Source organism: Tessaracoccus zhenghani (genome assembly GCF_055326325.1).
In genome coordinates this window covers 473,233-485,306 of the sequence record NZ_JBUZNQ010000002.1, presented here as the reverse complement: position 1 = coordinate 485,306, position 12,074 = coordinate 473,233, and the positions used below count along the sequence as shown (strand labels likewise).

Sequence of the window (12,074 nt, the reverse complement as noted above, 5' to 3'; positions counted from 1 at the left end):
GGGGGGTGACCGTCGACACCGCTGCCCCCCACGCCCGGCTACTGAGTGAGCTGGGTGAGCTCGCCAGCATCGTCGACACCTCCACGCTGACGCGCGCGCTCTATTCCTCGGATGCCTCGCTGTACCGCGTCGAGCCGCTGGCCGTCGCCCACCCGCGCACCTCCGACGAGCTGATCGCCCTCGTGCGCGCCTGTCTGGCCACCGATACCCCCATCACCGCCCGCGGCGCGGGTACATCCTGCGCGGGCAACGCCGTCGGGCCGGGGCTGGTGATCGACGTGGCGAAGCACCTCCACACGATCCACTCCATCGACCCCGTGACCGGCACCGCCGTCATCGATCCGGGTGTGGTGCAGGATCAGCTCCAGATCGCCGCGCGCCCCTACGGCCTGCGACTCGGGCCCGATCCGTCCACCTCCAGCCGCTGCACCGTCGGCGGCATGATCGGGAACAACGCCTGCGGCCCCCGCGCCCTGGGCTACGGTCGCATGTCCGACAATGTCGTCTCCCTCGACATCATCACCGGCACCGGCGAGCTACTGACGCTCGGGGTCGACGACGTGCCTGAGCTCCGCACGCTCGTCGCCGCCAACCTGGGCGTGATCCGCACGGAGTTCGGCACGTTCATCCGTCAGGTCTCCGGCTACTCGCTGGAACACCTCCTTCCGGAGAAGAAGTTCGACCTGCCCAAGTTCTTCGCCGGCACCGAGGGCACGTTGGGTGTGATCGTGCGCGCCACCGTGCGGCTGGTCACCGACGCCCCGGTCAGCGTCATGGTGGCGTTGGGCTACCCCACCATGCCGGACGCGGGCGACGACATCGCCAACCTGCTGCGCTTCAAGCCCACCGCGTGCGAGGGCATCGACAGGCGCATCGTCGACGTGGTCATCGCGAAGAACGGGCCGGAGGCCGTGGGAGAACTGCCTGCCGGCGACGGCTGGATGTTCCTCGAACTCGTCGGCGACGACCGCGCCGAGGTGCTGGAGCGCGCCCACGCCGTCGTCGCCGGATCCGCCGCGACGGAGGGCTGGGTCGTCGACGACCCCGCCCGAGCCAACAGCCTCTGGAAGATCCGTGCCGACGGCGCCGGCCTGGCCGGCGTGAGCCTCGAGAGGCCCGCCTACGGCGGCTGGGAGGACGCGGCCGTCCCGCCGCAGCACCTGGGCGAGTACCTGCGTCGCTTCGACGAACTCCTCGGCCGGTACAACCTGCACGGGCTGCCGTACGGCCACTTCGGCGACGGGTGCGTGCACTGCCGGATCGACTTCCCGCTCACGGAGCCGGACGGCGCCGAGCGCTACAAGGCCTTCGTCGAGGAGGCCGCACAACTGGTGGCGTCCTTCGGCGGCTCCATGTCCGGCGAACACGGCGACGGCCGCGCCCGCTCCGCCCTGTTGCACCACATGTACTCCCCCGAGGCGCTCGGCCTGTTCCGCCAGATCAAGAACGTCTTCGACCCGAAGGGCCTGCTCAACCCCGGCGTCCTCGTCGATCCTGCCCCCATCGAGGCGGATCTGCGGATGGTGGCGGCCAGCAGGTCGCCGTTGTCGCTGAGCGATGCAGATTTCGTTGAGGCCGTGCACCAGTGCTCCGGCGTGGGCAAGTGCCTGGCGAACTCGACGGCGGCCGGCGGCGTGATGTGCCCCAGCTACCAGGCCACCCGTAACGAGAAGGACTCGACGCGCGGCCGGGCGCGCGCGCTCCAGGAGATGGTCAACGGCTCCCTGATCACCGGGGGGTGGCGCTCCCCCGAGGTGCACGCCGCGCTCGACCTCTGCCTCAGCTGCAAGGGTTGCGCGCGCGACTGCCCCACCGGCGTCGACATGGCGGCGTACAAGGCGCGCGTGATCCACGAGACGTACAAGGGTCGCCTCCGTCCCCGGGCGCACTACGCGCTGGGGTGGCTGCCGCGCTGGGGTCGCCTCATCACGCGCGTCCCCGGCCTGGGCAGACTGGTCAACCTCGTCGGCGGGGCGCCCGTGCTGGGCCGGCTCCTGAAGTTCGCCGCCGGCGTCGACGGCCGCCGCCAGATCCCCCGCTTCGCCTCGAAGACCGCCCGAAGCTCCCTGAGCCTGGGCGCCGTCGAAGGCGCCAAGGGCCGCGTGCTCATCTGGGTGGACTCCTTCTCGGACTGCTTCGAATCCACCTCCTTCGCCGCCATGGTGCAGGTCCTCGTCCGCCTCGGCTACGAGCCCGAGGTCCTCGAGGAGACCGCGTGCTGCGGCCTCACCTGGATCTCCACCGGGCAACTCGACGGCGCCCGCCGCCAACTCACGAACGCCGCGGCCGTGCTCGCCCGGTATGTCCGCGACGGCGTGCCCATCGTCGGCGTGGAACCCTCCTGCACGGCGGTGTGGCGCAGCGACGCCCCTGAACTGCTCCCCGAGGACGAGAACGTCGCCGCGCTCAACGGCAAGGTCCTCACCCTGGCGGAGTTCCTCACGGCAGACCCGGATTTCACGCCGCCGGATCTCAGCGGCCACACCATCGTCGCCCAGCCGCACTGCCACCACGCCTCCGTGATCGGGTGGGCGAAGGATCAGGCGATCCTGCTGCAGACCGGCGCGGACCTGGTGCAGGTGGGCGGCTGCTGCGGCCTGGCCGGCAACTTCGGCGTCGAACGCGGCCACCACGAGGTGAGCGTCAAGGTCTTCGAGCACGATCTGGGCCCCGCCGTCGAGGCGCACCCGGACGCGATCGTGCTGGCCGACGGCTTCTCCTGCCAGACGCAGCTCACCTCGCTGGCCGGCCGCTCCTCGATGTCGCTCGCGGAGCTCCTCGCCACCCACTGATCGAAGCTGCTCCAGAATTGATGCAACCGAACTCAGGGGCCGTGCGTATTCACAGCAGAACACGCTGAGAGGAGGCGCCATGGACGAGGCACAGTTCGACCGGTTGTACACCGGGTCGTTCCAGAAACTCGTCGGCCAGATCTACGCGATGTGCGGCAATCTGACCGAGGCGCAGGACTGCGTCCAAGAGGCGTTCATCCGCGCCTGGGACCATCGCAGAAAACTTGACTGGGACCAGAACCCCGAGGCCTGGATCCGCACCACCGCGTACCGCCTGGCCGTCAGTCGCTGGCGCAAGGCCCGCCGGGGATTCCGCCAGGCCGACCGTGCCGTCGAACCGGCGCGCACCTACGAGCCGAGCCCGGACAGGGTCGCGATCAACAGGGCGCTCGACCAACTGCCCGACGACCAACGCCGCGCCATCGTGCTGTATCACCTCTGCGACATGAGCGTGTCTCAGGTGGCGGACGAGGTGGGCTCACCCACCGGGACCGTCAAGGCCCGGCTCGCCCGAGGCCGCGCCACGCTGGCGCGTCTTCTCAACACTGACTTGGAGGTCCGACATGCCTGATCGCATTCCTGAGCTGGACCGCCTGGCCGCCGATGCCAAGAAGGTCGACATGCTTCCCCCGTCCGAGATCCGCCGCCGCGGCAACCGCCGCCGCACCGCCCGCCACGTGTCCGTGGTTGCAGGGGTCATGGCGCTGGTGTTGACCGCCGGTGTGGGTATCTGGCAGAGCCCGCTGCTCGACCAGCTGCGCACCCCCCAGTGGGCCAACACCGCCATCCCCCAGACGCCGTCCCCCACGGCCTCCGACGGTGCCACCGAGGTGCCCACGCAGTCGCCGTCGCCCTCACCCACCCCGCAACCCACCGAGACCGTGACCTCGGGTTCCCCCGTGGTGCCGCCCACGGACCCGACGGTGGCCCCGCCCTCGTATGCGAACCTGCCCACGGCGGAGATGCTGTTCCTCGACCAGTCCCCCGGCGTGATCAAGAACGAGTTCGAAGGGCTCGGTGTCTCGTCGCTGTGCGTGCCGGGTGAGGTCGGTGCTCCGATCACCGTCCTCAGCCGCGAGTACGGCAGGGAGGGCGACTGGCCCGCCTACATCAGCGCCGCGGTGCTCGGTTACGCCACCCCGGAGGAGGCCTCGGCCGGGTTCGACCTGCTGAAGGCTGATTCCCTGACGTGCGCCGACGTTGATCCCAAGTTCGGGGCCCCGTCGGAGGTCACCACGCGGGATCAGACAGACGAGGTACCGTTCGACGATTCGGCGGTGGACGCCTCTCCGGCCCGGATGAGCTACGTCACCGGCCTCATGATCCTGACCGAGCCGGAGAAGGAGGGCTTCGGCGTCTTCACCGACACCGTCGTTGTCCAGGCAGGGGAACGCGTGTTGTTGCTCACTTCGGCATTCAAGGGCATGGACAACAACTGCGAGCCCAGTGGCGAGGATCCGGACATCGGGCAGTGCCAACTTCCCGCCGCCATCCCAGAGGCGATCCAGGCACTGGTGGAGCCCAGTTGACGGCAACCTCGCCGGCCCCGAATGGAGCCCCCGGGCGCTCAAGCCACCCTTCTTGAGCCGCCTGGGGGCTCCGTCACGCCGTGGGGGCCTTCCGCCACTTCCTGACGGCCCTCTCCCCCTCGACGATGATCGACGCCAGCAATGTGACGTACAGCACCGGAATGAGCCAGAAGAGAACCGCCGACAGGCCGTTGGCGAAAGCGCTCCCGAACAGCCCCATCAGCACCGAGGGATAGACCTCGCCCGGACGCGACTCCGGCAACGCCAAGGCCAGCACCACCCAGGCCACGTAATAGATGAAGGACAACCGTGCCGCCATCGGCCCCAGCCAGTGCCGCCACTGCCGACGGCGATACGTCCAGGCCAGCAGCCCCGCGATGACCTGGCCGGCGACGATGGCCGGCAGCCCGATGATGGTGAAGAGAGCGAACGTCATGTCCGTTGGAGCGGCTGCGAACCGGACCACCGCCAGCAGCAGCGGGAGCAGCACACTGCCCCACCCCAAGCCCTGATACGCATACTCACCCAAGGGGTACCTCGGGACCGGCGTGTGCGAAGGCATGGATTCCAGCCTACCCCGGGGCCCCTCTGCAGCAGCCGGTTGAGGGCCCCTGCGGCAGGCTTTTTCACCCGACGTCGGATTTCCCTGCAGCCGCCCTTGAACGTGCAATTCCACCTGATCCGCCTTGACCGTTCACGTTGTGGTCACCCAAACCCACTCGCCGTTTGCCAGATCACCAATTGTTCATCTTGGGTTGCGGGGGCGTTTACCGAACAGGTTGGTACCGGGTCCCCGACTGGAGAAGCATGAGCCCCGGATCACTTGGGGATCGTGAAAAGGGGTACGCGGTGAGCGCGGATGTTGGGCTGACGGCCCTCCTGACACAGGAGGCTGAGGTTGCCGCCTCGTCTCCTGAGCGAACGCCGAAGACCCCTGATGCCCCCGCCCCGGAACCTGAGCGACGCGGCCGTCGCGAGCTCGCCGGGCGCCAGTCCACCGTCGATCGGGTATTCCGGTCCTCGGCGTACGCAGCGGGGGCCATCACGGTGGCGATCATGCTCGCCGTCGGGCTCTTCCTCTCCATCCGCGCGGCGGACGCGCTGAGCAAGACCGGCGTGAGGTTCCTCACGGAGCAGCAGTGGTCGCCGGAGACAGGCGAGTTCGGCGTCGCGGCCATCCTCTTCGGCACCATCACCATCGCGTTGATCGCGCTGGTGGTGAGCGTGCCCATCTCGCTCGGCACGTCGCTGCTCCTCTCCGAGGTGGTCTCCGGCCAACTGCGCCAGTTCCTCGTGACGCTGGTTGACCTGATGGCCGCCGTGCCCAGCATCATCTTCGGCCTCTGGGGCGTCTACTTCCTCCAGGCAGAGATCATCCCGGTGTCGGAGTGGATCTCCACCTACTTCCACTGGATCCCGATGTTTGCGGTGACCGACGCCGACGGGGTCGCCTTCACGGACGCCAGTGCCTTCACCTCGTCGGCGTTCCTGGCCGGCATCGTCGTGGGTCTCATGGTGGTGCCGACGATGACCGCGATCATGCGCGAGAGCTTCTCCCGCGCCCCCGTCGGCGAGCGGGAAGGCGCCTACGCGCTGGGCTCCACCCGGTGGGGCATGATCCAGGCGGTGGTGCTGCCGTTCGGTAAGGGCGGCGTCATCGGCGGCGTCATGCTGGGGCTCGGGCGCGCGCTGGGCGAGACCATCGCGGTCTACATGATCATCAGCCCCATCACCACCATCAACTGGCAGGTGCTGAAGACCGGCACGAACTCCGTCTCCGCACTGATCGCGCTGCGCTACGGAGAGGCCAGCGAGTTCGGCCTCTCGGCCCTCATGGCGGCCGGCCTCGTGTTGTTCCTGCTGACACTCGTGATCAACTTCACGGCCTCGTCCATCGTGGCCCGTTCCCGGTCGGGTGCTGATTCGGATGGCTGACACGCTCTTCCGCTCCGCAACCGCGGCGCAGCTCCGCACGTCGCTGCCCGCCGTGACCAAAGGCAAGGACGGGCCGCGTCGCGAGGTGCGTGGAGCCACGTTCCGCGAACGCTACGACCTGATCGGGGCCGGTGCGGGCGCCCTCGCCCTCGCCACCCTGCTGTTCGGCTGGTTCGCGCCCCTGTCGGGCTACATCGGCTGGGTCGTCGTGGCGTTCCTGTGCTTCCTCCTCCTCTACTCGCTGTTGGTGTCGCTGGACAACAACCGCCTCGATGTCGCCGACAAGGTGATGACCGTGCTGTTCGGCAGCGCCGGCTTCCTGGTGTTCAGCTCCCTGCTGTTCATCGTGGGGTACACGCTGCTGCGCGGCACGGACGCGCTGCAGCACCTGAACTTCTTCACGGAGACCATGAAGCTGTCCGGCCCGCTGGAGCCGCTCACGCAGGGCGGCATCGTGCACGCCATCGTCGGCACGCTGATCCAGATCAGCATGGCGCTGGCCATCACCATCCCGCTGGGGGTGGGCACCGCGGTGTTCCTCAACGAGGTGGGTGGCCGCTTCGCCCGGTTCGTGCGCACCATCTCCGACGCCATGACGGCGCTACCGTCCATCGTGGCGGGCCTGTTCGTCTACGCCGCAGTCATCCAGGGCGTCACGCACGAGCGCAACGGTCTGGCAGCCTCCATCGCCATCATGGTGATGATGCTGCCGGTTGTCATCCGTTCGGCCGATGTGGTGTTGCGCCTGGTGCCGCAGAACCTCCGCGAAGCCTCCTACGCCCTGGGCACGTCCCGCTGGAACACCGTGCGCTTCGTGGTGCTCCCGACGGCGAAGTCCGGGCTGGTGACCTCGGTCATCCTCGGCACGGCCCGCGGCATCGGCGAGACGAGCCCCGTCCTGCTGACCTCGGGTATCACCGCCGCGATGAACTACAACCCGCTGAGCGGGCCGATGGTGTCGCTGCCCCTGCAGGTGTTCGACTTCGTCCGCTCCCCGGAGCCGGCGATGATCGCGCGCGGCTTCGGCACCGCTGCTGTCCTGATGCTGCTGGTGCTCGTGCTGTTCGTGGTGGCCCGCGCCCTCGGCGGCCGGGGCCCAGGCGAGCTGACCCCACGCCAGGCGCGCGCCGTCAGGGCCGCGTCGAAGCGCGACGTCGCCCGGTTCGCCGCAAGGCAGGCGCAGGTCACCGTCATCGAGCCCGCGGCCCTCACCCTCTCCCCCTCCCGCGACGTCAAGGAGTCCTCATGAAGCGACGCGCACTCTTCCTCACCCTGGCACTGCTGATGGTGACGATGACGCTGCCCGCGGGCACCGCTCGTGCCGAGAGCTTCTACCCCATCACGGGTACCGGTTCCACGTGGTCGCAGAACGCTCTCGATCAGTGGCGCGCCAACGTGGCCCGCAACTACTCGATGACGGTCAACTACACCGGCGACGGCTCCACCCGTGGCCGGCGCGACTTCATCGACGGCTCCGTCGACTTCGCCATCTCGGAGATCCCGTTCCAGGCGGCCCCGGAAGACGGTTCGGCGCCTGAGAACCCGCCCGTGGCGTTCTCCTACCTGCCCATCGTGGCCGGTGGCACCAGCTTCATGTACAACCTGAAGATCAACGGCAAGCGGGTCACGAACCTGCGGCTCTCCGGCGAGACCATCACCAAGATCTTCACCGGCGCGATCGTCAAGTGGAACGACCCGGCGATCGTGGCTGACAACCCGGGCCTCGTGATGCCGGACCGCGCCGTCACCCCCGTGATCCGCTCCGACGGCTCCGGCACCAGCGCCCAGTTCACCCTCTGGATGTCGAAGCAGTACCCCAGCTTGTGGACCCGGGGCATGCTCTCGCAGTACCCCAGCTTCGGCAACGCCAAGGCGCAGAAGGGCTCCGACGGCGTGTCTGGCTACGTCGCACAGAACTACGGCGAGGGTGCCATCACCTACGTGGAGTACTCCTACGCCAAGAAGGCCGGCTTCCCCGTGGCGAAGGTGCTCAACAAGAGCGGCCACTACGTCGAGCCCACCGCCTTCTCGGTGGCCGTGGCGCTGACGAAGGCCAGCATCAACTCCGACCTCACGCAGAACCTCGACGGTGTGTACAACGACACCGACCCGCGTGCCTACCCCCTCTCCAGCTATTCGTACGCGATCGTGCCCACCGAGGTGAAGCCCGGCCGCGACATCTTCGACGACAACAAGGGCAAGACGCTCGGCGCGTTCCTGCGCTACGTGCTGTGCGAGGGCCAGCAGCAGGCAGACACCCTGGGCTACTCCCCGCTGCCGATGAACCTGGTGATGGCCGGCTCCGAACAGATCAAGCGCATCCCGGGCGCCGGAGCCGCCGGCATCGACTTCAACGGCTGCCGCAACCCGACGTTCAAGGCGGGCGACTCGCCCAGCAAGAACCAACTCGTGCTGGTCGCGCCGCAGCCCGCACCCTGTGACAAGAAGGGCCCCACGCAGTGCACCACCGGCACCGCCGGCGCCCCGGCTGACACCCCGGTGAAGCCCGAGGCGCAGAACCCGGGGACCGCTCCCGGCGGCAACCCGAGCGCGCCGGGCGCGCCCGGCCAGACCCTGGCTCCGGGGCAGGCCCCCGCCCCCGGGCAGACCCTCGCTCCGGGGCAGACCCCCGCTCCCGGTCAGACCGCAGCACCTGGCCAGACCGGTGGCCCGAGCCAACCGCTCAACCCGGGTGGCGTGGATCCCGCCGCCCCGGGCCAGCCAGGGGCGCCCGGCGACCCGGCTGCGGCCGACCCCGCTGCATTGGTTCCCGTGTACGACGAAGAGGGCAACGTCATCTACGACGCGGCCACCGGCGTCGACGGCGGGGTCCCCGGCAGCAACGGCGCCGTGGCGCGCGCCCAGGCCAGCCCCTTCACGCTCCCCGAGCGGGGCATGGGCACAGATCAGTGGCTGATGATCGCCGCCGTGGTGCTGCTGCTGGGCGCCGTCGTGGTGCCGCCGCTGGTCGGCTCGAAGCTGAAGGGGGGCTCTGGTGTCGGCCTCTAGCGGGACCATCGCGAAGCGCCGTTTCGCCGCCGCACTGGCGCTGCTGGCCGTCGGCGTGGCCACGGTGCCTTTGGCCGCACCGGGCGAGGCCGCGGCGGATGACGCTGCGACGTCATCGGCGGTCACCGTGACGAATAGGGGCTACGCTCTCAGCCCCGACGATGCCCCCTTCCCGGATCTGCAGGTCACCGTCTCCCAGACGAAGGACCTGATGGGCCAGGGCATCCGAATCACGTATTCGGGCGGATCCTTGTCCTCACCGCCGCAGGGCTCCGTGGGCGGCGCCAATTTCGTGCAGATCATGCAGTGCTGGGGAGACGACCCGGACAATCCGGGGCATCCGGATCGACGCACCTGTCAGTACGGCGGCACGAACATGTACGGCGCCCGCCGCGACGGTGGCCGCGAAGCAGAATCGACCAGGCCCCAGGATGAGCGGTTCACCGCTGCGGGTCAGTGGAGCGACTGGACGGCCATGCCGTTCGTAGCGTGGAACGAAGAGCAGATCGTGGACGAAGCCCTGGCTCCGGCAGACAAGGTGCTCAGCAACCTGATGGCCGGCACCGATGGCTCGGTGAAGATGAAGCCCGAGAAGGACTGGGTCAACCTAGCCACCAACCGGTACTTCAACGCCTCCTCCACCAACGAGATCAGTTGGGCGCCGTTCGGGCCGGACGGTTCGGGATCGATTCCCTTCGAGGTGCAGACCGCTATGGAATCCCCCGGCCTGGGTTGCGGCAACCAGGTGGGCGCCGAAGAGGCGAAAACCGGCGCGACGTGCTGGTTGGTGGTCATTCCCCGCGGTGGTGCAGACAACGGTGCCGTCGACATCAGTGCCCAGACATCCGGGCTGTGGTGGGACGCGTGGGAGCACCACCTGGCCGTGAAACTGGATTTCAAACCTCTGGGCTCGCGCTGCCAGTTGGGCGCGGAGGAGCGTCAGCTGGCCGGCAGCGAACTCGCGGCTTCCGCCATCGCCTCCTGGCAGCCTGTCGTGTGCAAGCAGGAGGGGGGCTCGCCGTTCACCCTTGCTCAGGTGCCGGAGACCGACGCGCTGCTCTCCGCTGCCGGCTTGCAGCCCAGCGCGCTGGCCCTCGCGTCCCGACCCTTGGACGTTGACAACCTCGGCTGGGAGCGCGATCCGCTGGCCTACGCCCCCGTCGCGCTCGGAGGCGTTTCGGTCTCCTACGTGGTGGACGCCTCTCCTCACCCGCAGAACGCGAAGGAGGAGTACCTCATCCGTCGTGGATTGCCTTTGCCGCAGATGAAGCTGACACCCAGGCTGCTGGCGAAGTTGGTCACCGCCTCGTATCGCCACGCTGTCCCCACGCGCACGGACGTCGAACATCTCGGCAACAACCCACTCACCATTGTCTACGACCCGGATTTCCACCAGTTCAACGATCCGGAGTGGGCCGCGCAGACCATCACCGACATGTCTGTCGCTGATGCGCTCATGCCGTTGGGCCGCTCGGACCTCGCTCGGCAGGTCTGGGAGTACATCCTCGCTGACCCTGAGGCGAAGGCGTGGCTCGACGGTGAGCCCGATCCGTGGGGCATGAAGGTGAACCCCTGGTACTCGACCAACGCCGAGCTGAACCCGAGCGGCGTTCCTCTGGAGCTCCCGGCCGACTCGTTTCCGAAAGCTGACCCCATCGAGAGGCCTGACAACACCGACACCGAACCCATCAACGGGACCGGTGCTGTGAACCTCGTCACCTGGCGCCCCTACACCGGCAGTTTCGCCGAAGGCGCTCGGAAGGTGCTGCGCGGCGACGGCATGATCCTGGGCGACTGGGACAGGTTGTCGCGCCCACCGAAGTTCGGCAGTTCGCAGCGACAGCTTCCGGGCAGCCAGCATGTGCTCGGATTGAGCTCCACTCCGGCCGCCCAGCAGTACCAGACCACCACCGCCCTGTTGCGCAATCCTGCCGGCCAGTTCGTCGCCCCTTCCTCCCCCGCGCTGGCTGCAGCCGCGGCCGCGATGGAACCTGCTGGGGGGAACGGGCAGGTGCTGCGCTTCAACCCCGCTTCGGCCACGGCGAAGGCCGCGAAGGCGGCCTACCCTTTGACGTTGCCGGTCTATGCCGCGCTGAACCCGCAGCAGACCGACGCGGAACTGCGTGGGGCCTACTCAGACCTCATCGAATACGCAGTGACTCACGGGCAGCAGCCTGGCACCTACGACGGGCAACTGCCTCCTGGCTACGCACCGCTCCCCGAGGCGTGGCGGAAGCAAGCTCTGGCCGCTGCAGCGGCCATCGACGCGGGCGGGTGGCCCCAGCCTAAGCCGACTCCGACACCCACCGCGTCTCCGAAGCCATCTTCTTCGGCGCCTGCTGCACCCGGTGCGAGCCCGTCTCCGAGTGTCGTCTCAAGGCCCACCGCCGCAGCTACTCCCAGCGCCGCTCCGACGAGCACCACCCCCGGGGCATTACCGCCCATTACTTCAGCCACCACGCCGCCCCCATTTCCGCAACCGCCACTCGCCGCGGCCAGCGATCCGGCGAGCGCGCCTCCGGCTGCTGACGGAGCCAGCCCCGCACCCGCCGCTGCCGGTGCAGACCCCGCCGCCAGCGGCGCCCCTGCGGGCGCACTAGTGGGGGCCGAAACTCCTGCTGACCCGCCGCTGGGGCCCATCAGCGCTGTAGTTCCGGCCACCGGTCTGGTCGGCCTGGCAGCAGCGCTGGGTATTCCCGTGATCTCCCGCATCCGGCGGCAGCCGTGAGCAGCGGGTTCGCCCCACAAAGCTTCAGGCCGGGAGCCTTGCCCGCTCCCGGCCTGAGGGGACAGCCGCAACCGCAGCCGT

General features: G+C 68.8%; 8 protein-coding genes. 7 read left to right on the top strand and 1 reads right to left on the bottom strand.

What is annotated here, in order from left to right:
- Positions 1-5: 5 nt before the first annotated feature.
- The 3 genes from ACZK4S_RS06145 (at position 6) to ACZK4S_RS06135 (ending at position 4,321) form a co-directional block, all read left to right on the top strand.
- Positions 6-2,792, top strand: a complete 2,787-nt coding sequence (locus tag ACZK4S_RS06145) for an FAD-binding and (Fe-S)-binding domain-containing protein (protein WP_463643715.1) — start codon at positions 6-8, stop codon at positions 2,790-2,792.
- 79 nt (positions 2,793-2,871) lie between these two features.
- On the top strand, positions 2,872-3,363 hold the full coding sequence (locus ACZK4S_RS06140; protein WP_463643714.1) for an RNA polymerase sigma factor: 492 nt from the start codon (positions 2,872-2,874) through the stop codon (positions 3,361-3,363).
- Positions 3,356-4,321: a hypothetical protein gene (locus ACZK4S_RS06135; RefSeq protein ID WP_463643713.1), complete on the top strand. Its 966-nt coding sequence runs from the start codon at positions 3,356-3,358 to the stop codon at positions 4,319-4,321. Before ACZK4S_RS06140 ends, ACZK4S_RS06135 begins: the two co-directional genes overlap by 8 nt.
- 73 nt (positions 4,322-4,394) lie before the next feature.
- Here the strand turns inward: ACZK4S_RS06135 and ACZK4S_RS06130 are convergent, their stop codons facing one another.
- The gene (locus ACZK4S_RS06130; RefSeq protein WP_463643712.1) at positions 4,395-4,883 is read right to left on the bottom strand and encodes a hypothetical protein; all 489 of its coding nucleotides are present in this window, start codon (positions 4,881-4,883) and stop codon (positions 4,395-4,397) included.
- Positions 4,884-5,170: 287 nt separating this feature from the next.
- Between ACZK4S_RS06130 and pstC the strand changes: the two genes are divergently transcribed.
- Genes pstC through ACZK4S_RS06110 form a run of 4 tightly spaced genes read left to right on the top strand, consistent with a single transcriptional unit; the run spans position 5,171 to position 11,993 of the window.
- Entirely contained in the window at positions 5,171-6,256 is a 1,086-nt protein-coding gene (pstC, locus tag ACZK4S_RS06125; protein WP_463643711.1) for a phosphate ABC transporter permease subunit PstC, read from the top strand.
- Entirely contained in the window at positions 6,249-7,505 is a 1,257-nt protein-coding gene (gene pstA / locus ACZK4S_RS06120) for a phosphate ABC transporter permease PstA (protein ID WP_463643710.1), read from the top strand. Before pstC ends, pstA begins: the two co-directional genes overlap by 8 nt.
- Positions 7,502-9,265, top strand: a complete 1,764-nt coding sequence (gene pstS / locus ACZK4S_RS06115; protein ID WP_463643709.1) for a phosphate ABC transporter substrate-binding protein PstS — start codon at positions 7,502-7,504, stop codon at positions 9,263-9,265. Before pstA ends, pstS begins: the two co-directional genes overlap by 4 nt.
- Positions 9,252-11,993 (top strand): type 2 periplasmic-binding domain-containing protein, encoded by a 2,742-nt coding sequence (locus tag ACZK4S_RS06110; RefSeq protein WP_463643708.1) that lies wholly within the window; start codon positions 9,252-9,254, stop codon positions 11,991-11,993. Before pstS ends, ACZK4S_RS06110 begins: the two co-directional genes overlap by 14 nt.
- The last annotated feature ends 81 nt before the right edge of the window (positions 11,994-12,074 follow it).

Excerpts from the sequence above, each read along its gene's own strand:
- ACZK4S_RS06140 (WP_463643714.1), top strand. The coding sequence starts at position 2,872 with ATGGACGAGGCACAGTTCGACCGGTTGTACACCGGGTCGTTCCAGAAA.
- ACZK4S_RS06135 (WP_463643713.1), top strand. The coding sequence starts at position 3,356 with ATGCCTGATCGCATTCCTGAGCTGGACCGCCTGGCCGCCGATGCCAAG.
- ACZK4S_RS06130 (WP_463643712.1), bottom strand. The coding sequence starts at position 4,883 with ATGCCTTCGCACACGCCGGTCCCGAGGTACCCCTTGGGTGAGTATGCG.
- pstA (WP_463643710.1), top strand. The coding sequence starts at position 6,249 with ATGGCTGACACGCTCTTCCGCTCCGCAACCGCGGCGCAGCTCCGCACG.
- pstS (WP_463643709.1), top strand. The coding sequence starts at position 7,502 with ATGAAGCGACGCGCACTCTTCCTCACCCTGGCACTGCTGATGGTGACG.